Genomic DNA, 23416 nt, shown 5'->3' with positions numbered 1-23416 from the left:
AACAGCGTGAACGAGACAAGTACGGCCGCCGTCGTGGTCGAAAGGACGAATCGGCTTCGCGCCGAGGACGTCACGATCGGTTACGACAAGCGCGTCATCTCGGAACACCTCGACGTCGAAATCCCCGACGGTGGCTTCACCGTCATCGTCGGTCCCAATGCCTGCGGCAAGTCGACGCTTCTGCGTGCGCTGTCCCGGTTGCTCAAGCCGACCACCGGCAAGGTCCTTCTCGACGGTAAGGCGATCACGTCGTACCCGGCAAAGGAAGTTGCGAGGCGACTCGGGCTTCTGCCGCAGACGTCGATCGCGCCGGACGGAATCAAAGTCGCCGATCTGGTTGCGCGAGGGCGTTATCCGCACCAGAAGCTGATCCGCCAGTGGTCCCGAGAGGACGAGGCCGCCGTCATCAAGGCGATGGAGGCAACCAAGGTCACGGATCTGTCGGCCAGGCCGGTCGACGAACTGTCCGGTGGTCAGCGCCAACGTGTCTGGGTAGCTATGGTTCTCGCGCAGCAGACTCCGTTGGTGCTACTGGACGAGCCGACGACGTTCCTCGACATCGCGCACCAGATCGAGCTGCTGGAACTCTGCCGCGATCTGAACGAGAACGACGGACACACGCTGGTGGCGGTGCTTCACGATCTCAATCACGCGTGCCGCTACGGAACTCACATCATCGCGATGAAGGACGGCGCGGTGGTCGCCGAGGGCCCGCCCGCGGAGATCATCACCGAAGAACTGGTGCAGGAGGTGTTCGGCATGGCGTGCCGCATCATCGACGATCCGGTTTCCCACACACCGCTGGTCATTCCGCTGGGACGCGAGCGTCAGCGAAACATCGAAGGAGCAAAGGTATGACACTCGTCCTGGATGCGCAGGTTACCGACACGGAGTGGGCTCAGATCGTCGACCGCATTTCGCGACGCCGATTCTTCGGTGGCGCAGCTGGTGTGGCTGCAGCATTGGCGCTGAGCGCCTGCGGAAGCTCCGATGGCGAATCCGACTCTGCCAGTGACACTCTCCCGTACACGTGGGCCGAGTTCAGCGGCGACGTTCCGCGCGACCCGAAGCGTGTGGTGGTGCTCGACGGCCGCGTCGACCTCGAATTCGCGATGATGATGGACTACCCGATCGTCGGATCGGGTAACTTCTGGTTCCCCGACGCCAAGGCAGGATTCCAGTTTCCCGGCCGCACCATCGAGGACGCGAGCTTCGTCAACGTCGCCGGCGACTTCTCCACCAACTTCGAGGCTCTGCTCGCTCTCGAGCCCGATCTGATCGTCATCACTGCGATCGGATACACCAGTGACTGGTACGGCACCGAGCGCTTGTCTTCCATCGCGCCGCTGTTGGTCGTCGGCGACGACGTCGAACCGATTGCCGGGCACGCGGTCGACTGGCGAGGTGCTCTGATGGCGCAGGCGAGCCAGCTCGACCGGGTGACGATCGCCGAGGCTTCCATTGCGGAGTACGACGACAAGCTCGCGAGACTGCGACCGATGTTGCAGGAGAAGCTGGGCGGAAAGAAGATCGTGTTCGGCGTTCAGACGCCGACGGGCTTCCTTGTGCATCAGCGGAATCTGCGAATCAGTGTTGCACTCGATGCCGGCCTGGACGTGCTTTTCCGTGACGACGACAATGCAGAGAACTCGTTCGAGTTGTCGTTCGAGCAACTCGACACCTTGGCTCCGGCGGATGTGATCATCGCCCAAGCACGCGATCAGGAAGCGCTCGACGCGATCAAGTCGCAGCCGACGTGGCAGCGGTTGCCTGCAGTTCAAGCGGGCAACGTGTTGACCAGCGACGCGCGATACAACCAAGGATTTGCGCTCACCGCGGCCATCTTCCTCGACGTTCTCGAGGAAGCGGCCGGACGAATCACTGCTGGGCAGTAATTCAGGCGACGTTGCGGGCCTGGTCGAGTAGTTGTGCAACCTGCTCGAACCAGGCGCCGTAATTGGCGTAGGTGTTGGGACGCTTGTCGTCGAAGTCGATCACCTGGTTCGCGGTCACCGCGGGCAGCTTGACGAACACGGGTGATGCCGCGAATGCCTCTGCCGACTTCGCGAACTGGAACACGATGTCCGCCGGATAGTCCGGTACCTGTTCCCAGCTGAGATCGGCCCAGCCCTTGTCGCCTCCCGGACCGGTGAACTTCACGCCCAGTTCCTTCAGGTACCCGAACTGAGCGAGCGCCGTTGTGCCTGCGTACAACTCGGAGCTGTCACCGTTCAGGGCGAGGACTTCGATGTCGTCGACCTTGGCCGCAGCAGTTCGGATGCGCTCTGCACCGGATTCGAATGCTTCCTTGCCCTCGCGTGCTGCCACTGTGTCGGTGTTCCCGCCGAGTGCTTCGGCGAGTGAGGCGTACTCGTTCAACACGTCCGGTGTCGAGGCTCCGGAGAACTTGACGCCGACAAACGGTGCAACATTGTTGACGGTCTTGCCCATCGGCTCGTCCCACCAAGTCCATCGTGTCGGGTCGTCGCTGTTGCCGTACCCGATGACCAGGTCTGGGTCCAGCGCCGCAAGAGCTTCCGCGCTGAGTTCACCTTCACGGCCGACGACGGTCATCGTCGACTCGTCAGCGCGATCGGTGACGTCTGGATTGCCGACGCCGTAACCGAAGATGCCGACCGGCCGAATGCCGTAGTCCCACAGAGCCGCAGCGGAGTACGCGTCGACGACGATCCGCTCCGGGGCGTGGTCGAGGGTGATCGTGTTTCCGTATCCCGTTGTGTAACTCCAGGACTGGTCGGCAGACCTGGTCTCGGTAGAGGGCGCTGCGTCGCTACTTCCGCAACCGGCGAGTAGGAGCGTGGCGACGGCGGGTAGTGCGGCGAAGCCGGCGAGCCGGCGATTGATTTTCATGAGAACCTTCCGAACATGGCGAAATAAGCTAGGTAAGCCTAACCTGACATGTCATTCGGGTGTTCTCGGGGTCAGTTGCCCTGCCACATCTGAAGCCATTCGCTCCAAGACGGGGGAGTGATCGTTGGTCGAGGTGTTCCGCCACGAAGTCCGTCGAGCATGAAGTCGAGATAGCGCGTGTGTATTTCGGTGGCTCGATCACCCTCGATCGGCAGAGTCGGCCGCAGATGCACTGTCATGAGCATGACGTCAGCAGCAGTGAAGTCGGGCGGGACTTCGCGAGCGTCGATGCAGACGTCGACCATCGATTGCAGTGCGGCCTCCAATTCTTCGGCGGCACGAGTGACTTCGGCGTGTTCAGGTAACTTGCCGCCGAGGACCGGAATGAGCGGTCCCACTGATTCGGTGAGATATCGCGAGAAGAACGTCTTCAATACGGCTTCATCGGTTTTCGCGGTGCTCATGCACTCTCGGGCGAGGGTGGCGAGGTGGTCGATCGCCCAGACGCGCAGGGATTGCGCCAGTTCCTCCTTGCCTCGGTATCGGCGATAGATGCTGCCTACTCCCACTCCGGCCCGGGTGGCAATTGCCGATACCGGTGCATTCCAACCCTGTTCGGCAAAAATCTCGCGCGCTGCTCGCAGTACGGTGACGTCGTTGTCTGCGGCTTCTCGGGCGCGTCCGGGGAGGCTCGCATTCTCTTTCGCCATTCCCACAGGCTAGCAATGCATGGTTTACTCAATCGGAACGGAGTGTTCCGTTCCGATTCGATTCATGATTGGAGGAAGGTGTCGATGACAACCTTGGCGGAGGCGCCCACGCGATCCGGGAGCCGGGTGATCGCCGCGCTTGCGGGGGCGGTACTCGTCTACTCGCTCATGCAGACCATGCTGGTACCGGCGTTGCCGGTGTTGGGTGAGCATTTCGACACGTCCGTGGCGGTGACCGGCTGGATCCTGACGGCGTACCTGTTGGCGGCCGCGGTGATGGCTCCGATAGTCGGCGCGATGGGTGACCGATTCGGCGACAAGCGAGTCCTGGTGATCGTCCTGATCATCTTCGCTCTCGCGACATTTGCCGCGGCAGCCGCCCCGAATATCGGGGTGCTGCTTGTCGTTCGAGCTGTCCAGGGAGTGAGCATGGCGAGCTTCCCGCTTGCGATGGCAGTACTGCGGAGAACGGTAGTAGGTCCCGAGTTGTCTTCAGGGATAGGTTGGCTCGCTGGGACTTTGGGAATCGGTGCCGGAAGTGCACTGGTGATCGGCGGTGTCATCCTCGAGTATCTCAGTTGGCAGTGGTTGTTCGTGATCACCGGGATCTTGATCGTGCTCGCATTGGTCGCAGTGGTGGCCGTGGTTCCGGGCTCGCATCGCCGCCCGGGTATGCCGACGGACTGGGCCGGTGCCGGCGCTCTGGCGTTCGGATTGGTGAGCCTGCTATTGGCGATCACGAAAGCCTCCGACTGGGGAGTTTTGTCGCTCGGATTCTGGGGTCTGGTGGTAGTCGCGTTCGTTTCGTTCGCGACACTGATTGCCGTCGATTCCCGCCACGACGCGCCGATCGTCGACATGCGAGTTTTTCGGGACAAGCCGATGATGATCACCAGCGCACTCACCCTGGTGTTCGGGTTCGTGCCGTACATTTTCTATCTCTGTCTGCCGCGGATCCTCCAGGCGCCGGAAACGTCCACGTATGGAAGCGGATTCACCGTTGTGCAGACCGGCTTGGCGCTCTTGCCCGCCGCTGTCCTCGTCTTTCTCGGTGGCCGCTTGACGCCGGCTCTCGCGCGGCGATTCGGGCCGCGGGTGCCCGCTGTCATAGCGCTGGCCCTCATGGCGGCGGGCGCAGTCGGACTCGCGATCTGGCCGAGTTCGGTGGTTGCGATCGTGGCGTTCTTTTCCCTCGTCGGATTGGGGAACGGCGTGGGGTTCGCGGTCTGTGCTCTGTTGGTTGCCTCGATCGTCCCGCCATCGGAAATGGCAGCAGCCAGTGGAGTCAACAGTGTGATCAGAACCGTCGGTTCGGCGGTGGGCGCCCCGGTGACCACAGCGGTCCTGGCGATCGGCATTTCCGGCGACTCGTTCGCGCTGGCGTTCGTGATGGGTGCCGTCATCAGTGTTGTCGCCTGTCTGCCGGCGATTGCACTTCCAGCGACGAGGACTGCACAAAAGGCGTGACTTATTGTAGGCTCCCCTAATCGAGACAGCGTGTAACTAAAGCGGGGAGAGAAGGATGCGGCAGCAGTGGGGCCTGCGAGCAACGGCACTCGCAGCGACAGCAACGGCGCTTGTCGGTTGCTCCGTGGGCGGCGATGACGCAGACGCATCGGAAACAGGCGAGTCGTCGGCCGTACCTGCACCTCAGAAACTGCTCGCACTGGACGAGTTCGCAGCGCTCAACGCACTCACGCTCGGGGTCAAGCCCGATACGGTCTTCGCCACGCTGCAGTCGCAGGCGGCGAAGGAGATATTGCAGAGTGAGGGGATCGAGGTCGTCGACAAACCGACGTTCTTCCAATCACCAGATGCGGAGCAGATCGCGGCCGTTCATCCTGACCGAATCCTGCTCAGTGATGTCGGCTCGTTGACGTCGATCACCGTGCAGGCCAACGAGATTGCCCCGACGACGGTGCTCGCCTATGCGGCGCCGTGGCGCGAAGTTCTGAATACCGCGGCGACTGCACTGGGTCGAGAGTCCGAAGCTCGCGAAATCGTGTCGAGGCTCGAGGCCAAATTTGCCGAAGTATCCGGAACGGTCGAGGCGCAACCGCAGACACTGTCAGTGCTGGTGGGATTCTCCGGCGGCATCTACACCGTCATCCCACAGTCGCCGATGTCCTCGATCATCGAGGAAGCCGGTTTCGGGCGCCCGCAAGCCGAACTCGACGCGAAGATCGGCCCCAACACAGGTGTTGCCACGTCTTCGGTGTCAGGCGAGGAGGTCGGACAGCACGCGGCGGACGCGATGGTCGTGACCTCGGGCAACATCTACGACGGCGCTCTAGTTCACGCAAATCCACTGTTCAACGAGATCTCCGCAGTGAAGGCCGGACGCACAGTGGACGTGAGCGGTGAACTTTGGTTCGGCAGTTATCCTTTCGCGGTCTACTGGATCCTCGAAGACCTCGAGGCTCTTGCCGATCTCACTCTCACCGGCGCGGAACTCCAAGGCCGCATCGCATCCGACGCCGACGCAGTAACCCGATGGAAGGCGTTCTCGAAATGACGACGACACAGGCTACGAAAGCAGACATTTCATCTGAAGAGGCCGACGCATCACAAGGAGCGACGGCCGAAGCCTCGCAAGCCAAAGCTGAAGCGGCGGCGCACAAGAGCGCGCTTCGCGAACTCCTTGCGCCAGTTCGTACACGGACCACCATCGCGATGGTGATGCAGGTGATCGCCGCGGTCGCGGCCATCGTGCCGTACGTGGCCATCGCCGAGTTGGGTAAGACGCTGATCGTGGGCGGTGACATCGACTCGTCTCGCGTCTGGACGATCGTGTGGGTGGTCGTCTTCGGTCTGGGTATGCGCGCGTTCTTCGGAGGCGGTGCATTGATCGTGACGCACTTCGCCGATGTCAATCTTCAAGCTGTGCTTCGGCGTCGAATCGCAGCGACACTCGGTCGACTTCCACTGGGCTGGTTCACCTCCCACTCGTCCGGAACCGTGCGAAAAGCCGCGCAGAACGACATCTCCGATCTCCACTACCTGGTTGCGCACAGCGCCGTCGAGACCACCGGCGCCATTGCGGTGCCGCTCGTCGGGCTCGGCTACGTGATCTCGATCGACTGGCGTCTGGGACTGGTCGCGATTGCCACCCTCCCGATCTACATGATCGCCTACGCGATGATGACCAAGGACATGGCCGTCAAGTTGAGCCGGATGAATGAGGGCATCGCGGCCATCAGCAACACCATCGTCGAGTTCGTCACCGGCATCGCAGTGGTCAAGACCTTCGGTCAGGACAAGCAGTCACATTCTCGATACCGCGACGCTGCCAAGGCGTTTGCCGTCTCGTACGAGGGCTGGGTTCGCCCGATGCTCCGGACCGAGGCGCTGGCCTCGATTGCGTTGAGCGCACCGGTTGTGCTGGTGGTCAACCTTGGCCTCGGCTCGTGGTTCGTTCACTCCGGATGGGTGTCACCCATCGATGTGCTGACCAGTTCTCTTGTCGCGATGGTGATTCCGGTGTCGCTGACGACCATCGGTTTCGGTATGCAGGCACGCCGTGAGGCAGCCGCCGCTGCGGCGCGACTGATCGCGCTGTTCGCAACCGACGCTCTGCCGGAAACCGATCATCCGAAAAAGCCTGTGGGGAACGAAGTTCGATTCTCCGGAGTTTCCTTTGCATACGACGACGGCGCCGACGTTCTGACCGGCATCGATCTGACGCTGCCGGAGGGCACGGTGACGGCGTTGGTCGGACCTTCGGGTTCGGGTAAGTCGACGCTGGCAACGCTGGTTCCGAGGTTCCACGACGTGCGTGCCGGATCCGTGGCCATCGGTGGTGTCGACGTCAGGGAAGTCGCTACCGACGAGCTGTACCGCCACGTCGGATTTGTTCTGCAGGACGTGCAGCTGGTCGAAGCGACCGTGCTCGACAACATTCGGCTTGCCCGACCGCAGGCGACTTCGGCCGAGGTGAAGGCCGCTGCCGCAGCCGCGCAGATCGACACCCGAATCGAAGCGCTCCCGAGGGGGTACGACTCGGTGGTCGGGGTCGACGCCAGATTCTCGGGTGGTGAAGCCCAAAGAGTCTCCATCGCGCGTGCGATTCTCGCGGACACTCCTGTTCTCGTGCTCGACGAGGCAACCGCGTTCGCCGACCCGGAGTCCGAAGCCGATATCCAAGAAGCGCTGTCGCGTTTGACGGTGGGGCGCACCGTGCTGGTGATCGCGCACCGGTTGGCTTCGATCGTGAGTGCCGATCAGATCGTGGTCCTCGACGCCGGACGGATCGTGGAGAAGGGCACGCACGATCAGCTTGTGGCGAGTGGTTCAACCTATGCCCGGATGTGGGCGAGTCACAGTCGGGCCGACTCGATTGAGCACAGTCGGGCCGACTCGATTGAACACAGTCGGGCCGACTCGATTGAACGCAACACCGCAGGTAAGTCTGACGCAGCAGGAAGGGCCAACTCATGATTCGCGACCTCTTCCGGATACTCGGCCCGCAGAATCAGGGCCGTTATCGCGAGTTCCTGGTGTGGGCAGTGTTGTACGGCGTGATGCAGGGTTTGGCAGTGGCGCTTCTGGTCCCTGCGGTGCAGGCACTGTTCGATCAGAATTGGGGCAGTTTCGTTCGGTGGCTCGCCGCCATGGCCGTATGCGCTGTGATCAGTTCGATTGCGCACTACCTGCAGGCGATGAAGGGTTTCGAGTCGGCCCTCACTCTGCTGCGGACGATGCATCTGCGCATGGGAGATCATCTCGTCACTCTGCCGCTCGGCTGGTTCGGCGCCGGCCGACTCGGGCAGGTATCGCAGGTTGCCAGCAAGGGCACCATCTCGGTGATGGGGGCCGCTGCGCACCTGATGACACCGATCATCTCCGGAATTGCCAGCCCGGCAACCATTGTCGTGTGCATGTTGTTCTTCGACTGGCGGCTCGGGCTCGCGCTGGTAATCAGCGTTCCGATTCTCTTCGGGGCAGCACGATTTGCCTCGACGATGACTGCCAAGGCCGACGATCGGGCTCATGCAGCGGCCGTCGAATCGAACAATCGAGTGCTCGAATACGCGCGTTGCCAACCGGTCCTGCGTGCTTTCGGACGCACCCACGGGGTGTACGAACCGCTCGACGACGCGATCGAAGCGCAACACACTGCGGGTCGTTCACAACTGTGGTTCGTGGTGATCGGGTCCGTGGTCAACGGGATCGCCCTGCAATTCGTGTTCTCTGCCGTGATCATCTTGGGCGCGTTCCTCGCGCTCGGCGGCGACATCGATCCGGTCACGTTGATCGCGCTACTCGGACTGACCGCACGGTTCATCCAGCCGCTGGGTGAGATCGGCGAGTTCGGCGGTGCAATCAGAATGGCACGCAATGAAATCCGGCGAATGTCCGAGATCCTCGAAGTTGAACCAATGGTCGAACCCGATACCAGCGGGACGGCGACGGGGGAGACGGCAGTGCAGTTCGACGCCGTCGACTTCGGATACGCGGACGGTGGGCAGGTTCTGCGAAACATCTCCTTCGACGTGCCACGGAAGTCGTTGACGGCGTTGGTCGGTCCGTCAGGGTCCGGCAAAACCACCGTCACCCGGTTGATCTCGCGCTTCTACGACGTCGACTCCGGTGTGGTGCGTGTCGGCGGCGTCGACGTGCGGGACCTCACGAGTGCCGACCTGATGTCGCAGCTGTCTCTGGTCTTCCAGGACGTGTACCTCTTCGACGACACGTTGATCGCGAACATCCGCCTCGGCCGCCCCGAAGCCACGGACGAGGAAGTCTTCGACGTGGCTCGGATCGCGGGCGTCGCGGAAATCGTCGAGCGGCTTCCGCGGGGTTGGGACACCCGTGTCGGTGAGGGCGGGACGGCACTGTCCGGTGGAGAGCGGCAGCGGGTCTCCATTGCGCGCGCACTCCTCAAACGCGCACCTGTCGTTCTGCTCGACGAGGCGACGGCCGCGCTCGATCCCGAGAACGAGGCACACGTGCAGCGTGCGATGCAAGAACTCGCCAGGGAAAGCACACTGCTCGTGATCGCTCACAAACTGTCGACCGTCGTGGCCGCAGATCAGATCATCGTGCTCGGTGACGACGGATCGATCGTCGAAGTGGGAACCCACGAAGTTCTGCTCGCAGCCGGTGGGAACTACGCCGCGTTCTGGAACCAGCGCCACCGTGCGTCGGGATGGCGGTTGGTGGCAAGCTGAGCAGAATGCAGACCGGAAAGAAGACGGGGCGGCCGCCGACGTTGTCGACAACGGACATCGTCGAGGCCGCCCTGGCCGGTGATCTGAGTGAACTGACCATGCCGAGCGTGGCAAAGCGGCTGGGCGTCAGTCATTCTGCACTTTATCGCTACTTCGCAGACCGCGAAGCGCTGCTGCGTGCCTGCTCGGATCATGTTGTGCGTCAGACTGTATGGCCCGATACGAATCGTCCGTGGCGCGAATTCCTGAAGGATTTCTGCGACGTTCTGTGGTCCTCGTTCGAGCGCTATCCAGGTCTGGCCCAGGTCGGTCTCGCAGTTCCGGGCACGCCGCCGGCGATAATCGAGATCGTGGAGAAACTGGTCGGTTCGTTGACTGCGCAAGGCTTCACACCCCACGATGCGATATTGGCGGTGGACTTCATCTCCGAGGTGACCATGACGCAGTTCGCAATGATGGCGGCGATGGACAAGACCGTCAGCTCCGCCGATTCACGTTCCGCGCGACAGGCGTATCAGGAAAGTTGGAATGCATCGGAGTCGTTGATCGAGGGAATCGGCGACGAATCGACGTGGCACGGGCGAGGTTGGTTGGACGAGAAGATCACGATCATGCTCGACGGCCTGGAAAAGCGTGTTATCGGCTGACATTTCTACTAGCTTTGAGAGTAATGCCCGTTTCGGCGTGATACAGGCTAATGTGCACACATAGGACGGGTGGTTGCTGCACCGGGAGGCGGGGATCATGGATCTCGAAGCGATTGTTCTCATCCAAAGACTCAAGTACCGATACGCACGCGCCTTGGACACCAAATCGTGGGTCGAATTCGCCGACACTCTGACCGTCGACGCCACCGCGATCTACGGAGAACAACTCAGTTTCGATTCCCGAGATTCGTTCGTCTCCTTCCTCGAGAACACTCTCGGATCACACATCATCACCGAACATCAGTGCGGGCAACCCGAGATCGACGTCGACGGAGACACTGCAACCGGGATCTGGTGCCTCGCGGACACAGTGGTCATCCCCGAAGACGGCATGCTGCTTCGCGGATCGGCCTTCTATCACGACAGATACACCCGCTGCAGCGACGGTGAATGGCGAATCTCCCACACGAGCTACGAGCGGACCTGGGAATCGGTGGTGGCGCTCGCCGACATGCCGAGTTTCCGATTGACGTCCAACAAGTGGGCGCTGCTGCAGCAACCGTCGTTCGGCGACTCGGTAGTTCGCAACGTCTCCTGAGGCCACCCGCGATTAGAGTCGGCTCATGGTTGATGCAGATTTTTCGCTGCCTGACGTACGGACGTGGATTCGCGGTATCCCCGCGCTGACCGGAACTCCGCCGCCCGCGCCCGAGTGTTTTCCGGAAAAGCCGGGGGAGTTGTTCCTCGACTGGCTCCGCGCGGCCGTGGCCTTCGGCGTCGTCGAGCCACACGTGTGTGCGCTCTCGACCGTGGACGGCGACGGTATGCCTGATTCTCGTTTCCTCATCCTCAAGGACGTGACCGAGGGTGGGTTCTGGTTCTCGGGTTCAGCTGCTTCGCCGAAAGGTGTTGAGTTGAAAGAAAATCCGCGAGCATCGCTCGCCTTCTACTGGCGCGAAACAGGCCAACAGGTCCGGATTCGCGGAACGGTTCGCGAGGGCGACGACGCACTTCGACGCCGAGACTTCGTCGAACGCTCCGTCACGGCGAGAGCGGTGGCGACGGCAAGTGAGCAGAGCGAGGTGCTCGAAGACTTAGGGGCGTACGACACGTCGGTGGCCGCTGCGGAAGCAAGAATCAGCGACGACCCAGGGTTCGTGTCGAAGGACTGGCGTGCGTGGTGCCTCGAGCCGGAGTCTGTCGAGTTCTGGCAGGCAGACTCCGGGCGTCGACATCAGCGGTGGTTGTACCGGCGCGGCTCGGACCGAGCATGGACACGAGCAGTGCTGTGGCCCTAAGGGGCAGCTGGGCCCAGATCAGCTCGCGCTGATCTCCGGCGATACGAGGTTGACGACGATCGACTGTCCGCCCAGCTTGGCGTGGATTTCGGGATGTTCGAACCCCGAGGACAACAGGTAGCTGCCGAGCATCGTGAGCAACTCGTCCAGATCCGTCGTGGGATCGGAGGAATGTGCGCTCGAGGGTGAGGCCTGATTTGCGATGAGTTCGGTGTGGGTGAGTCGACCGGCCACTCGAACGGCGGCTACGCCCATCGCGTCGCGACGTACGACGGTACGACTCCGAGTTTCGAGCGTCCTCGATGATTCGCGTGTTGAAGCTGGCACTGAAAGGTCCTCTCCGCTGCTGTGTGCGGCCGTGGTTCGGGCAGGGAGCGGAAACGTGAATGCATCGGATTGCTTGGGTGCGGTCGACAGAAAATCCGCTGTGGCGGTGGCACTGCTGGAACCGTTACCCGTGGAAAGGTTGCTCCCAGAACCATTGCTTGCAGAACCATTGCTTGCAGAACCATTACTTGCGGAACTATTGGCTCTCGATCCGTTGCCGGAACCGTTGGGGCCCGCTATTCCGTGAGAATTCTTGTCTTCCATTGTTTCGCTCCTGATGCCCGTAAACAGACCGCCGGTTTGCTTAATCGACGCAAACATACCAGGAGTTGGTTTACGGTCACACCCCTTGTGGAGTTCGGCGTTGAATGCGCAGCCACATTGCGAAGCCCCACAGTACGAAGAATGCATAGACCAGATAGAGGATCGCCGAAGGGTAATAGCCGGCTCGGAAAAGAAGCGGAACACCAACGGCGTCGACGCCGATCCAGATGAGCCAGAATTCGGTCCAGCCGCGCGCCATGCCGTATGTCGCGAGGATGGAGCCGGTGAAGATCCAGGCCTCCGCCCACGCTCCGTACGAGCCGAGGAGGTCGAAGATCCAGGCGAAAGCGATTGTGCCGCTGGCCATGACGGCGATCATGGCGACGCGCTCGCGAGTTGTCGCCCAGTGGGGCAGGACTGCGCGACCGGAGTCGCGTGCCCCGCGTCGCCACTGAGTCCACCCGTAGACGCTGACGGTGATGAACAACAACTGACGGCCGGCCTGGCCGTAGAGATTGAGCTCTTGCGGAGTGTGGAAAAGTGCGCCCATGAACACCGTGAACAACAAGGCATTTCCGGCTATACCGACGGGCCACGCCCATACCGAGCGTCGCGCGCCCGCGATCGCGGAGCCGATTCCGAACGCGTTTCCGATGATCTCTCGCCAGAGAATCGTGGCGCTGCCGATGTGCAGTTCGGCGTCGAACAGCGCCTCGATCAGGCTCATCAGTCCGCAGCAGCGACGAGGGGTTCGAGCGTCAGATCCGGGAGTTCCTTCTGGATGTACTGCAGGCGCCACTTGTCACTGACCAGGGCGAGCAGAACACCGTCGGATCGGGTGAAGACCTCCACACCGCGCTGACGGTTCAGTTCGACCTCGGACGCGGCGTCGGTACGGCGAGCCAATGCGTAGCCGAGCGGTTCCATCTTGGCCTCGACGTTGAACTCGGCCTTCATGCGCGCTGCGACGACCTCGAACTGCATCGGGCCGACAGCCGCCATGACGGGGGAGGCGTCGCCGCGGATGTCGTTGCGGAGAATCTGGACGACGCCCTCGGAATCGAGTTGGTCGACAGCACGGCGGAACTGCTTGTACTTGCCGGCGCTTTCGGCGCGCAGGATCGAGAAGTGTTCCGGCGCGAACGACGGAATCGGCGGGAACTCCACCTTCTTCTCGGTGTACAGCGTGTGGCCGGGTGCGAGTGCGGTGGCGTTGACGAGGCCGACGACGTCGCCGGGGAACGCGGATTCGACGGTGGAACGTTCACGTCCGAATACCGTCTGGGCGTACTTGGTCGTGAAGGGCTTGCCGGTTTGGGCGTGTGTGACAACCATGCCGCGCTCGAACACGCCGGAGACGATGCGCATGAACGCCAGACGGTCGCGGTGCGCGGTGTCCATACCGGCCTGCACCTTGAAGACGACCGCACTGAACGGATCGGTGACCTCGCGCGGCTTGCCGCTGAGGTCTTCGCGCCCACGCGGCGGCGGCGCCAATTCGACGAGGGTGTCGAGGATCTGGCGGACGCCGAAGTTGAGCATCGCGGACGCGAAGATCACCGGGGAAGTCTGACCGGCGAGGAACATCTCCTGATCGTGGTCCTGGCCGGTAGCGGAGAGCAGTTCACTCTCCTCGGCCGCGGTCTCCCACTCGGAGCCTTCCTTGGCGAGCGCCGCGTCGGCGTCCATGACCTCTTCGGGGGCGATCTTCGCGCCGCCTGCGGTACGGGTGAAGCGGACGTACTCGCGAGCCTGACCGTCTTCACCGCGCCGCAGCAGTCCGCGGAAGTCGCCGGCGATGCCGACCGGCCAGTACAGGGGGGTGGGTGTGAGGCCGATCCGTTCGCTGATCTCGTCGAGCAGTTCGAGAGGAGTCTGACCGGGACGGTCCCACTTGTTGATGACGGTGATGACCGGAATGCCGCGGTGACGACACACCTGAAACAGCTTGAGCGTCTGCGGTTCGAGGCCCTTGGCAGCGTCGATGAGCATGACCGCCGCGTCGACGGCGGTCAGGACGCGGTACGTGTCCTCGGAGAAGTCGGAGTGACCGGGGGTGTCGACGAGGTTGATGACGTTGATCTGCTCGTCCGGGGTCTCGGACGAGTGGTAGTTGAACTGCAGTGCGGTGGAACTGACGGAAATGCCGCGGGCCTTCTCCATCTCCATCCAGTCCGAGACCGTCGACTTGCGGCCTGCCTTGCCGTGGACGGCTCCTGCCTCCGAGATCTTCTTCGCGTGCAGTGCCAGCGCTTCGGTCAGCGTCGACTTTCCGGCGTCGGGATGCGAGATGACGGCGAAGGTGCGGCGACGCTCTGCCTCTGCGGACAGGCCCTTGGTCGTCGTCGTGACCGCGACCGACCCGCTCTCGGTTGAATCGGGGCCTTCGGTGTCGGACTGGACAGTCGAGTCGGAAGGGACGGTCGAGTCGGACGGGGTAGTCAACGAAGAACCTCTCGAAGTGGGCGTCGGTGCCGGCGACGTGCCGGTGCGCGGACAGGTGGAGAGTGCGGCAGCACAACAGAGAAAGGATACTCGCAGACCACGATGCAATAGCCACTGCGGCGTAACACTCGGCGAACGATCGCTGATTATCCATGTATGTGTGTGTTCGAACACACAGCCATTTGTGTCCTGCGAAGAGTTGCACTGATCGAAGAGTGACACTGACCGAGGAGTTGCGTTGAGCAAGTTCACCGAAGAGATGTATGCGACCGCCGCAGTCACCGACCGCGGCCTGGTGACGGGAGAGCCGGACAACGCTTTCCGTCAGACCTGGGGCGACATCCACCAGGAGGCTCGGCGCATGGCCGGCGGCCTGGCCGAGGTCGGTATCGATCGCGGCGTCGCGATCGGCATTCTCGCCGGACAGCCCGTCGACATCGCACCTGCCTGCCAGGCGACGTGGATGCGCGGTGCGTCGGTGACGATGCTGCATCAGCCGACCCCCCGAACGGATCTGGGCGTCTGGGCTCAGGACACCGAGACTGTGATCGACATGATCTCCGCGAAAGCCGTCATTCTGGGTGCGCCCTTCGACGCGGCCAAGCCGCTCCTCGAAGAGCGTGGCATCACCGTCGTGACGGTGGACGAGCTTCGCAGCGGAACGTCGATCGATCCCGTGGAGACGGCCGAATCGGATATCGCACTCCAGCAGTTGACGTCCGGTTCCACCGGTTCGCCCAAGGCCGTGCAGATCACGCACGAGAACTTCTACACAAATGCCTACGCCATGATCAACCGCATCAAGTTCTCCATCGAAGACGACGTGATGGTGAGCTGGCTTCCGCTCTTCCACGACATGGGCATGGTCGGTTTTCTCACGGTTCCGATGCAGGTGGGCGCAGAGGTCATCAGCATCACGCCGATGGATTTCCTGCGTACCCCGGTGCTGTGGGCCGAACTGATGGGCAAGTACGGCGGAACCGTCACCGCCGCACCGAACTTCGCGTACTCGCTCTTGGCTCGTCGACTCGCACAGGCGGAAGACGGGGCAGTCGACCTGTCCAGCGTCCGATACATGTGGAACGGCGCCGAGCCGGTGGATCCCGACACGATGGATGCACTCGCCGAGGCCGGTGCGCGTTTCGGTTTGAACCCGACTGCGCTGGCGCCCGTGTACGGAATGGCGGAAACCACGCTCGCCGTGTCGATTCCGGATCCCGATCAAGGTCAGGTCCTCGACTACGTCGATCCAGACTTTCTCGAATCGATGTCTCGAGCGGTGCCGTCCAATCGCCCCAACGCTCGTGCCCTCGCCACACTCGGCAAGATGGTGCCTGACCTCGAGGGACGCATCGTCGACCGTGACGGTCAGGTGCTTCCGGCCCGCGGTGTCGGAATCATCGAGGTTCGCGGCAAGGCAGTCACTCCCGGGTACGTCACGGTCGACGGACACAAGCCGGCCCAGGACGCCGACGGTTGGCTCGACACCGGTGACGTCGGGTACTTCACCGAAGAAGGACTGGTCGTGGTGTGCGGGCGCGTCAAGGACGTCATCATCATGGGCGGCCGGAACGTGTACCCCACAGACATCGAACGGGCGGCCGGAACCGTTGCCGGTGTGCGTCCCGGAAATGCCGTCGCGATTCGTCTCGACGCCGGCCAGAAGCGTGAGAGCTTTGCAGTCGCCGTCGAGACCAACGCGTTCGAAGATCCGGAAGAGGTCAAGCGTATCGAACGCGAAGTGGTCCACGCCGTGGTTGCCGACGTCGGTGTCCGACCTCGCGCCGTTGCGGTCCTGGGTCCCGGCAGTATCCCCAAGACGTCGTCGGGGAAGCTCCGCCGCGCCAATTCGGCTGCACTGCTGGGTAACTGACCGTCAGTGCAGGCGGTTCTGTGCGGCTTCCAACCCGAGTTCGAGCAGTAGCTCCACTGCATCCGCAGCCTCTTCGCATACGAGATCGAGTTCTTTTCGCTCCGTGGACGAGAACGGCTTGAGAACGTAGTCCGCCGGGTCCATGCGGCCCGGCGGACGACCGATCCCGACGCGCGTGCGCAGGTAGTCCTTGGTGGTCAACGAACTCGAAATGGACCGCAGGCCGTTGTGGCCGCCTTCGCCGCCGCCGAGTTTGAGTCTGATCGTCCCGAAATCGAGATCCAGTTCGTCGTGGACGACGATGATGTTCGCGGCGTCGACCGAGAAGAACCGCGCGAGACCGGCGACAGCGCCACCCGAGAGATTCATGTACGAGCGTGGTTTTCCGAGAATCACGCGCCGGCCGGCGAGGCGACCTTCGACGATTTCGGCACCACTCTTCTTGTGTACGTTGAACTTTCCGCCCATGCGCCCGGCAAGGGTGCCGGCGACCATGAAGCCGACGTTGTGCCGGGTCTTCTCGTACTGGGGGCCGGGATTACCCAGGCCGATGACGAGGGCGGTATCTGTGCTCAACGGACGCTACTTTCTGGCTTGATTTTTCCTGCTACGCACGAACGGCGCGTCACTCCGAATCGGAATGACGCGCCGCGCGCAGTGAGTTCTGTTGGAACCGAGAGGATCAGGCCTCTTCTGCAGCCTCGTCGGCGGCGGGAGCTTCTGCGCCCTCTTCGAGGTCTGCCTCGGTGGGTGCAGCAACGACGTTGACGATCAGGGTGTCGGCGTCAGCCTGCAGGGTCGAGCCCTTGGGCAGTTCGAGCTGGCTGGCCAGGATCTGGGTGCCGATCTCGAGACCCTCGACCGAAACCTCGATCTGCTCGGGGATGTGAAGCGCGTCGGCCTCGATGGAGATCGTGGATGCGTCCTGCGCGACCATCGTGCCTGCAGCAGCATCGCCGACGACGATGACGTTCACGTCGATCGTGACCTTCTCGCCCTTCTTGATGACGAGGAGGTCGGCGTGCTCGATGTAGTTGCGGATGGGGTGCACGACGACCGACTTGGTCAGTGCAACCTGCTCCGTGCCCTCGATGTCGAGGGTGAGGATGGCGTTGGTGCCGTGTGCACGGAGGATGGCGGCGAAGTCGCGAGCCGGCACATTGAGGTGGCGGGGATCTTCACCGTGGCCGTACAGAACCGTGGGGACCTGGCCGTCACGACGTGCGCGGCGAGCTGCGCCCTTGCCGAATTCGGTGCGGACGACGGCGACGAGGTTGTTTTCTTCAGACATGATGAAACGGCTCCTACAACTCACGGGGTTCGTGCTCGGTTTACTGACGTGTGGTTTTGCCTGCGGCAAGGCGGACAGGCGCGCACACGGCCAGGAGCGAAACGCTCGAGCTGAGCCGTAGCCGCGTCGATCACGGTAAACCTGCAACGTGTGGAACTGCTGCGATTCACCCTCGCCGAGACAACTTTGGATACGTTACCGGAGTTTGCTCCCGGCCGCTAATCGCAGGTGGTGGGGACCTGGCCGTGTGGACGTGGTTCGCGTCACATCGAAAGCGGTAGCCTGACGGAGTGACCATCGTGGGGAACGCTCCCGAAGGCAGTCGGCTCGGTGCCGTCGTGCCGGGTACCGACCTGTCGCAGCATGCTCGCCTACTCAGTCGGGTGCACGACGCAGTTCTCTCCGGCCAGGAACCACCGGCGCAGCCGCGGACCGTCGTGGCGCGGTCGTGGTCGAGGGTGGCCGCCGGCGGGCTCACGCCGGATCACTGCGGTGCGTCTACTGTCGCCGATTTCTCCGAGTTGGAGGCGAGGCGTTCGCGTACCGCGCTGCGAAGCGTTCTGCCCGAACTGCGAACCACGCTCACCGAGGTCGCCGAGGACGCGGGCTTCATCGTGGTCGTTGCCGACGCCGACGGTGTCCTGCTCTGGCGCGAAGGGGCGAAGACCGTCAAACGTGCGGCGGACGCTCTCGGGTTCGCGGAAGGCGCACGCTGGTCGGAGCAGTCGGTGGGGACCAACGCGATAGGTACCGCGCTGATCGAAGACTCTGCGGTGCAACTCTTCTCGGCCGAGCACTATGCGCCCACGCATCACAACTGGTCGTGTACCGGCTCGCCCGTGCACGACCCACGGACGGGCGAGATCCTGGGCGTGGTGGACATCAGTGGATCCGCAGCTTCGGTTCATCCCACCACCGTCGCGCTGGTGCGCACCGCGGTTCGCCTCGCGGAGGCGACGCTGTGGCGCGAGCACGCAGCTTCGCTCGAGCGCCTGCGCTCGCGCGCGGCGCCGTTGTTCGCGGCAGGCACAGGTCCGGCATTGGTGGTCGACGAGTTCGGCTGGGTAGCCGGCGCCAGCGGGATTGCCGCGCCCGACCGTGTGGCAGCACCCAGTGCGGGAAAGCCCGTCATCGTGCCAGGTCTGGGGATGTGTCTGCCTGAGCCGCTCGGAGACGGCTGGCTGTTGCGCACCGGCGTCGGCGGGCCGTTGATCGAGCTGGAGCTGGCCCTCGGAGCATCGCCGCAGGTGACGGTGCGTGGTGACGCCAACTGGACGCGCGCGCTTTCGCCGCGTCACGCTCAGATCTTGCGGGCACTGGCAGCCGTCGGTTCGGCAGGTGTGGATGCCGCAGGCCTGAGCGAAGTGCTCTTCGGTGATCGCGAGCATGTCGTAGCAGTGCGCGCCGAGGTGTCCAGACTGAGGAAACACCTCGGCGCGGTCCTGCAGACTCAGCCGTACCGCTTTGCCGACGGTGTGCGAGCTGTGGTGATCTAGCGCGCCGCGCTGATTCCGGCACGACGTCCGAAGAAGCTGCCGTCGCCGAGACTTGTCCCGCTGGCGTAACCGCCCGCACAGACACCGGACGTGCAGCGACCCGCTGCGAAAAGTCCGGGGATCGGCGCACCCGAGACGTGCAGAACCTCGGAATCGACGGTGGTCTTCAATCCTCCCAGCGTGAATCCGCCTGTGCGGCCACGGAGATCGATTGCCGCGAACGGGCCGACGATCGGCTTCACCCACTCGGACTTCTTGCCGAGCACCGGATCCGAACCTTCAGCCGCGTGCCGGTTGTAGAGGTCGACGGTGGATTGCAGCGATCCGGCGGGCAATCCCATCTCGCCTTCGAGTTCCTCGACGGTCTCCGCCACCCAGCTCGGCTGCGCCCGCAACTGTGCACTGGACGATTCGGCATTCATGCCTTCCTCGTACGCAGCTTCGTCGATCACGAGGAATGCCTGGTTGTCCTGCTGGAACAGCGTTGCCTGGCCGATGCGGCCGGGGTAGGTGTCCTCGGGGATGTATCGCTGACCGCGGCCGTTGACAAGAATGCCGCGCACCATCAACTGTGGGTCGCAGAAGAACGCGACCTCGGTGGCGTCCATGTGTGCGGTGTCGGCGCCGAGTGCCTGACCGATCTGGATTGCGCGGCCGTCGTGCGCCTCGATGGAGGCCGCCGGGTGGCCGAAGATACGCGGTGCGTTCGAGCGCACCATCTCGTTGTTGTACGCGAAGCTGCCCATCGCCAGCACGACGCCCTTGCGTGCGCGAATCGCGACGTCCTTGCCGTAACGCTTGGCGACGACGCCGACAACCCGATCGCCGTCTACCACCAGAGTTTGGACGCGCAGATCGTATTCTGCTCGGACACCGAGCTTCTCGGCCGTCTCGACGAGTGGCTTCATCAGCATGTAGCCGCCGCCCTTCTCGCCGGTGTTCTTCTCGGACATCTGCGGAACGTGTCCGCGGGGCGCGGGATCGACGAGGGTGTTGAACGGCGCGGCGTTCTCGCCTCCCGAGTACATGAGGCCGTCGTCGTACGGCGGTTCCCAGCCGGGCTGACCCCAGAACGATTCCTTGAACGGGACCCCGGCGTCGACGAGCCAGTTGTAGTGATCGACGCTGCCCTCGCAGTACGCGTCGATCTTCGTATCGTCGGTTCCGGGGCCGAGCGCTGCCTTCATGAACGTCTTCATGTTCTCGACCGAGTCCTCGAACCCGCACGCCTTCTGCAACGGCGTTCCACCGCCCAGGTAGATGAATCCACCAGCCAGTGACGCGGCTCCGCCCCAACCGCCCGTCCGCTCCATGACGAGCACCTCGGCGCCGGCACGAGCTGCTTCGATCGCAGCGGTGACGCCGGCGATGCCGTATCCCGCGACGACGACGTCGGCCTCGTAGTCCCAGGTGGTGATGTCGGCAGCGGAGATCGGTCTGACGGTGGGGTCGGCCATGCGAATAGTCCTCTCGGAAGGCGAAACTGCTGATCACCCCACAGTTGCAGTTTCGACTTCCACAGATCAGGCATGGTCCCGGTCAACGGGAGGTTTGTAATCCCCTGACCGCGCCCAGAAATGTGTCCAGGTCGGCTTCGTCGACGAAGTAGTGCGGCGATGCGCGAACCACGGCATCGAGCCCGCGGGCATCCATGTCGAGGAGGGTGGACCCGCGACCACTGACGGTGACGGTGATGTTCTGTGCTGCAAGCTGATCCCGAACCAGGTGCTCGGAAATACCGTCGACGGTGAAGGAAACGATGCCGCTCAGATGGGTTCCTCGATCGCGGACTTCGACTCCGGAAATCGCTGCCAGACCTTCCCTCAGCGTGACTGCTCGGGATTCGATCTGCTCCCACGCCGTGTCGGTGCCGATCGTGAGCAGATAGTCGGCGGCGACGCCGAGACCCAGGCGCGCAGCGACACTCGTTTCCCAGAGCTCGAATCGTGTTGCGTCCGGTGCGGGTACGAAGCTGTTCTCGCCGGTCCATTCCGCTCCGTGCAGGTCCATCGCAGCGGGTTCGAGTGCGTCGACGAGTCCGGGGCGGACGTACAGGAATCCGGTTCCGCGTGGCCCGCGGAGCCACTTGCGGCCGGTTGCGCTGAGGGCGTCGACGCCGAGTTCGGTGACGTCGATGGGCAATTGGCCGACGGACTGGCATGCGTCGAGCAGAACGAGCGAGCCGTGGGCCCTCGCGAGTTCGACGACCTCGCGGACGGGGTTGATCAGGCCGCCGTTGGTGGGGACGTGGACGACGGAGACGACGCGAACACGATCGTCGAGCATGTTCTCGAGTGCGTCGAGGTCGATGCGTCCGTACTGATCGCTCGGGATGATCTCGACGTGGGCACCGGTCGAACGCGCCCGCCCCAGTGCAGCGATGGCGTTGCTCGCGTATTCGACTCCGCTGATGAGAATTCGATCACCGGGTCCGAGCGGAACGGCAGCGAGGAAGTCGTTCCACGCGCGGGTCGCGCTGTCCGTCAAAGCGATATCGGTTGCCTGAGCACCGATGACCCGGGCCAGCGAATGGGGAACAGCAGCGAGGGCGCCGCTCTGATGAGCAGCTGCGACGTATCCGCCGACGTCGGCTTCACGTCGCAGGTGCTCGATCATCGTGGCCGGCACCGGCTCGGGCGGGAGCGAGGATCCCGCGCTGTCGAGGAACACCTTGTCAAGGCATCCGGGAGTGTCGCGGCGGATCGTGTCGAGATCGAACATGGCACCTTCCGTTCATGTCGGTGTGGTTCAAACTACCTGTGAACGAAGCTGTCCCGATGGAGCGAAGACTGGGCACGGCCGATGCCGTGGTGATCGGCCTCGGCGCGATGATCGGCGCCGGAGTCTTCGTGGTGTTCGCGCCCGCTGCCGCAGTAGCCGGTACCGGGTTGCTTGTGGGCCTGGCGATTGCAGCGTTCATCGCATTCTGCAACGCGACGTCGTCGGCGCAGCTTGCGGCCAGATACCCCACTTCAGGCGGGACCTACGTCTACGGACGTGAGCAGCTCGGACCCTGGTGGGGGTTTGCCGCCGGCTGGTCGTTCGTGATCGGGAAGACCGCGAGCTGCGCGGCAATGGCTCTGACTTTCGCGACGTATGTTGCGCCTACGGCCTGGCGTGTCCCCGTCGCGGTATTGGTGGTGGCAGCGCTGGTTGCAGTCAACTACCGCGGAGTCACGCGGACGGCGCACATGGCCAGGGTGATCGTCGCCGTGTCGACGACGGCGCTGTGTGTAGCGCTGGTGGTTGCCGTCGTCGGTCCTGGTGCGGTGCGCGAGTTCCCGGATCTCGCATTCGGGTCGTGGTACGGAATTCTGCAATCGGCGGGCCTGCTGTTCTTTGCCTTCGCCGGGTACGCCAGGATCGCGACGCTGGGGGAGGAAGTGCGTGATCCGCGTCGAACGATTCCGCGGGCGATCCTGATCGCACTCACCGTCGCCGTCATCCTCTATGCGCTGGTAGCGGTGGTGCTGTTGGTGACGCTGGGACCTGATCGGCTGGCGAATTCGGCGCGACCACTGGCAGATGCGGTGGGCGCAGTCGGTTGGAGTTGGGCCGTTCCCGTAGTGGTGATCGGTGCCACGGCGGCGTCGGCGGGGGCGCTGCTGGCTCTGATCGCCGGCGTGAGTCGTACGGCGATGGCGATGGCCCGCGAGCGCGATCTGCCAGTGGCCCTCGCTGCAGTCCATCCACGGTTCGGGGTCCCTCACCATGCGGAACTTGTGGTCGGTGCCGTTGTGATCGCCTTGGTCTCGACAACCGATCTTCGTGGGGTGATCGGCTTTTCGTCGTTCGGAGTGCTGCTCTACTACTTCGTCGCGAACGTGAGTGCGTACAGCCAACGCGGTGTGGACCGGATGTATCCGAAGTGGCTGCAAGCGGTCGGCGCGGCTGGTTGTGTCGTTCTGGTGGTCACACTTCCGTGGATCGCGGTTGTTTCCGGGGCAGGTGTGGTTCTGGCCGGTTGTGGGTACCGGTGGATACGACTGAAGAAATTCAACGACACGTAACACCACAAAGGGTG

The 23416-nt window shown here is 63.2% G+C and carries 21 protein-coding genes; 12 read left to right on the top strand and 9 right to left on the bottom strand.

Going from position 1 to position 23416, the window contains the following annotated elements; genetic code table 11:
- Window positions 1-6: 6 nt before the first annotated feature.
- Window positions 7-858 (top strand): ABC transporter ATP-binding protein, encoded by an 852-nt coding sequence (locus tag RHP72_RS20995; protein WP_050794099.1) that lies wholly within the window; start codon window positions 7-9, stop codon window positions 856-858.
- Window positions 855-1895: an ABC transporter substrate-binding protein gene (locus tag RHP72_RS20990; protein ID WP_311093771.1), complete on the top strand. Its 1041-nt coding sequence runs from the start codon at window positions 855-857 to the stop codon at window positions 1893-1895. Before RHP72_RS20995 ends, RHP72_RS20990 begins: the two co-directional genes overlap by 4 nt.
- A gap of 1 nt (window position 1896) precedes the next feature.
- On the opposite strand, the gene RHP72_RS20985 is transcribed toward RHP72_RS20990, so the two are convergent.
- Together RHP72_RS20985 and RHP72_RS20980 are read right to left on the bottom strand one after the other, a co-directional pair.
- Window positions 1897-2871, bottom strand: coding sequence for an ABC transporter substrate-binding protein (locus RHP72_RS20985; RefSeq protein ID WP_166502529.1), 975 nt, complete (start codon window positions 2869-2871; stop codon window positions 1897-1899).
- Window positions 2872-2942: 71 nt separating this feature from the next.
- Window positions 2943-3581 (bottom strand): TetR/AcrR family transcriptional regulator, encoded by a 639-nt coding sequence (locus RHP72_RS20980; RefSeq protein WP_030536301.1) that lies wholly within the window; start codon window positions 3579-3581, stop codon window positions 2943-2945.
- Between the two features lie 84 nt (window positions 3582-3665).
- Between RHP72_RS20980 and RHP72_RS20975 the strand changes: the two genes are divergently transcribed.
- The 7 genes from RHP72_RS20975 to RHP72_RS20945 all read left to right on the top strand — a co-directional run bounded on the left by RHP72_RS20975 (window position 3666) and on the right by RHP72_RS20945 (window position 11696).
- The gene (locus RHP72_RS20975; RefSeq protein ID WP_047270341.1) at window positions 3666-5048 is read left to right on the top strand and encodes an MFS transporter; all 1383 of its coding nucleotides are present in this window, start codon (window positions 3666-3668) and stop codon (window positions 5046-5048) included.
- A gap of 55 nt (window positions 5049-5103) precedes the next feature.
- Window positions 5104-6096, top strand: a complete 993-nt coding sequence (locus RHP72_RS20970; protein WP_311093770.1) for an ABC transporter substrate-binding protein — start codon at window positions 5104-5106, stop codon at window positions 6094-6096.
- The gene (locus RHP72_RS20965) at window positions 6093-8018 is read left to right on the top strand and encodes an ABC transporter ATP-binding protein (protein ID WP_311093769.1); all 1926 of its coding nucleotides are present in this window, start codon (window positions 6093-6095) and stop codon (window positions 8016-8018) included. Before RHP72_RS20970 ends, RHP72_RS20965 begins: the two co-directional genes overlap by 4 nt.
- A complete protein-coding gene (locus RHP72_RS20960; protein ID WP_311093768.1) occupies window positions 8015-9751 on the top strand; it encodes an ABC transporter ATP-binding protein in 1737 nt (578 codons plus the stop codon). The genes RHP72_RS20965 and RHP72_RS20960 overlap by 4 nt, the downstream gene beginning before the upstream one ends.
- 5 nt (window positions 9752-9756) lie before the next feature.
- A complete protein-coding gene (locus tag RHP72_RS20955) occupies window positions 9757-10398 on the top strand; it encodes a TetR/AcrR family transcriptional regulator (protein WP_235867843.1) in 642 nt (213 codons plus the stop codon).
- A gap of 97 nt (window positions 10399-10495) precedes the next feature.
- Complete coding sequence (locus RHP72_RS20950) at window positions 10496-10996, top strand: nuclear transport factor 2 family protein (protein WP_003946235.1); 501 nt, start codon at window positions 10496-10498, stop codon at window positions 10994-10996.
- 25 nt (window positions 10997-11021) lie between these two features.
- Window positions 11022-11696, top strand: coding sequence for a pyridoxal 5'-phosphate synthase (locus tag RHP72_RS20945; RefSeq protein ID WP_042920963.1), 675 nt, complete (start codon window positions 11022-11024; stop codon window positions 11694-11696).
- An 18-nt stretch (window positions 11697-11714) separates the two neighbouring features.
- Here the strand turns inward: RHP72_RS20945 and RHP72_RS29440 are convergent, their stop codons facing one another.
- The 3 genes from RHP72_RS29440 to RHP72_RS20930 all read right to left on the bottom strand — a co-directional run bounded on the left by RHP72_RS29440 (window position 11715) and on the right by RHP72_RS20930 (window position 14618).
- Window positions 11715-12023, bottom strand: coding sequence for a hypothetical protein (locus RHP72_RS29440; protein ID WP_306669658.1), 309 nt, complete (start codon window positions 12021-12023; stop codon window positions 11715-11717).
- A gap of 340 nt (window positions 12024-12363) precedes the next feature.
- Complete coding sequence (gene pnuC / locus RHP72_RS20935) at window positions 12364-13014, bottom strand: nicotinamide riboside transporter PnuC (protein WP_019744670.1); 651 nt, start codon at window positions 13012-13014, stop codon at window positions 12364-12366.
- Window positions 13014-14618: a peptide chain release factor 3 gene (locus RHP72_RS20930; RefSeq protein ID WP_371747846.1), complete on the bottom strand. Its 1605-nt coding sequence runs from the start codon at window positions 14616-14618 to the stop codon at window positions 13014-13016. The genes pnuC and RHP72_RS20930 overlap by 1 nt, the downstream gene beginning before the upstream one ends.
- 352 nt (window positions 14619-14970) lie before the next feature.
- On the opposite strand from RHP72_RS20930, the gene RHP72_RS20925 reads away from it, so the two are divergent.
- Window positions 14971-16605: a fatty acyl-AMP ligase gene (locus RHP72_RS20925; protein WP_007728923.1), complete on the top strand. Its 1635-nt coding sequence runs from the start codon at window positions 14971-14973 to the stop codon at window positions 16603-16605.
- A 3-nt stretch (window positions 16606-16608) separates the two neighbouring features.
- On the opposite strand, the gene pth is transcribed toward RHP72_RS20925, so the two are convergent.
- A complete protein-coding gene (gene pth, locus RHP72_RS20920; RefSeq protein ID WP_003946229.1) occupies window positions 16609-17181 on the bottom strand; it encodes an aminoacyl-tRNA hydrolase in 573 nt (190 codons plus the stop codon).
- Window positions 17182-17287: 106 nt separating this feature from the next.
- A complete protein-coding gene (locus RHP72_RS20915) occupies window positions 17288-17896 on the bottom strand; it encodes a 50S ribosomal protein L25/general stress protein Ctc (RefSeq protein WP_003946242.1) in 609 nt (202 codons plus the stop codon).
- Window positions 17897-18186: 290 nt separating this feature from the next.
- Between RHP72_RS20915 and RHP72_RS20910 the strand changes: the two genes are divergently transcribed.
- A complete protein-coding gene (locus tag RHP72_RS20910; protein WP_311093767.1) occupies window positions 18187-19392 on the top strand; it encodes a GAF domain-containing protein in 1206 nt (401 codons plus the stop codon).
- Here the strand turns inward: RHP72_RS20910 and RHP72_RS20905 are convergent.
- Window positions 19389-20849 carry an FAD-dependent oxidoreductase gene (locus RHP72_RS20905; RefSeq protein WP_064687520.1) on the bottom strand — a complete coding sequence of 487 codons (1461 nt, stop codon included), beginning with the start codon at window positions 20847-20849 and terminating at the stop codon, window positions 19389-19391. The genes RHP72_RS20910 and RHP72_RS20905 overlap by 4 nt on opposite strands.
- Window positions 20850-20931: 82 nt before the next feature.
- On the bottom strand, window positions 20932-22113 hold the full coding sequence (locus tag RHP72_RS20900; protein ID WP_311093766.1) for an aminotransferase class V-fold PLP-dependent enzyme: 1182 nt from the start codon (window positions 22111-22113) through the stop codon (window positions 20932-20934).
- A gap of 14 nt (window positions 22114-22127) precedes the next feature.
- On the opposite strand from RHP72_RS20900, the gene RHP72_RS20895 reads away from it, so the two are divergent.
- Window positions 22128-23402 (top strand): APC family permease, encoded by a 1275-nt coding sequence (locus RHP72_RS20895; RefSeq protein ID WP_063316790.1) that lies wholly within the window; start codon window positions 22128-22130, stop codon window positions 23400-23402.
- Window positions 23403-23416: the final 14 nt, after the last annotated feature.

Origin of the sequence: Rhodococcus sp. SG20037 (assembly GCF_031763325.1) — a bacterium.
Classification (GTDB): domain Bacteria; phylum Actinomycetota; class Actinomycetes; order Mycobacteriales; family Mycobacteriaceae; genus Rhodococcus_F; species Rhodococcus_F qingshengii.
Note: the sequence above shows the minus strand (reverse complement) of the source record. Positions and strands in the feature narration are given on the sequence as shown.

Bases quoted from the DNA above. Each gene is read 5' to 3' on its own strand.
- RHP72_RS20990 (WP_311093771.1), top strand. From the start codon at position 855: ATGACACTCGTCCTGGATGCGCAGGTTACCGACACGGAGTGGGCTCAG.
- RHP72_RS20985 (WP_166502529.1), bottom strand. From the start codon at position 2,871: ATGAAAATCAATCGCCGGCTCGCCGGCTTCGCCGCACTACCCGCCGTC.
- RHP72_RS20980 (WP_030536301.1), bottom strand. From the start codon at position 3,581: ATGGCGAAAGAGAATGCGAGCCTCCCCGGACGCGCCCGAGAAGCCGCA.
- RHP72_RS20975 (WP_047270341.1), top strand. From the start codon at position 3,666: ATGACAACCTTGGCGGAGGCGCCCACGCGATCCGGGAGCCGGGTGATC.
- RHP72_RS20970 (WP_311093770.1), top strand. From the start codon at position 5,104: ATGCGGCAGCAGTGGGGCCTGCGAGCAACGGCACTCGCAGCGACAGCA.
- RHP72_RS20965 (WP_311093769.1), top strand. From the start codon at position 6,093: ATGACGACGACACAGGCTACGAAAGCAGACATTTCATCTGAAGAGGCC.
- RHP72_RS20960 (WP_311093768.1), top strand. From the start codon at position 8,015: ATGATTCGCGACCTCTTCCGGATACTCGGCCCGCAGAATCAGGGCCGT.
- RHP72_RS20955 (WP_235867843.1), top strand. From the start codon at position 9,757: ATGCAGACCGGAAAGAAGACGGGGCGGCCGCCGACGTTGTCGACAACG.
- RHP72_RS20950 (WP_003946235.1), top strand. From the start codon at position 10,496: ATGGATCTCGAAGCGATTGTTCTCATCCAAAGACTCAAGTACCGATAC.
- RHP72_RS20945 (WP_042920963.1), top strand. From the start codon at position 11,022: ATGGTTGATGCAGATTTTTCGCTGCCTGACGTACGGACGTGGATTCGC.
- pnuC (WP_019744670.1), bottom strand. From the start codon at position 13,014: ATGAGCCTGATCGAGGCGCTGTTCGACGCCGAACTGCACATCGGCAGC.
- RHP72_RS20915 (WP_003946242.1), bottom strand. From the start codon at position 17,896: ATGTCTGAAGAAAACAACCTCGTCGCCGTCGTCCGCACCGAATTCGGC.
- RHP72_RS20905 (WP_064687520.1), bottom strand. From the start codon at position 20,849: ATGGCCGACCCCACCGTCAGACCGATCTCCGCTGCCGACATCACCACC.
- RHP72_RS20900 (WP_311093766.1), bottom strand. From the start codon at position 22,113: ATGTTCGATCTCGACACGATCCGCCGCGACACTCCCGGATGCCTTGAC.
- RHP72_RS20895 (WP_063316790.1), top strand. From the start codon at position 22,128: ATGTCGGTGTGGTTCAAACTACCTGTGAACGAAGCTGTCCCGATGGAG.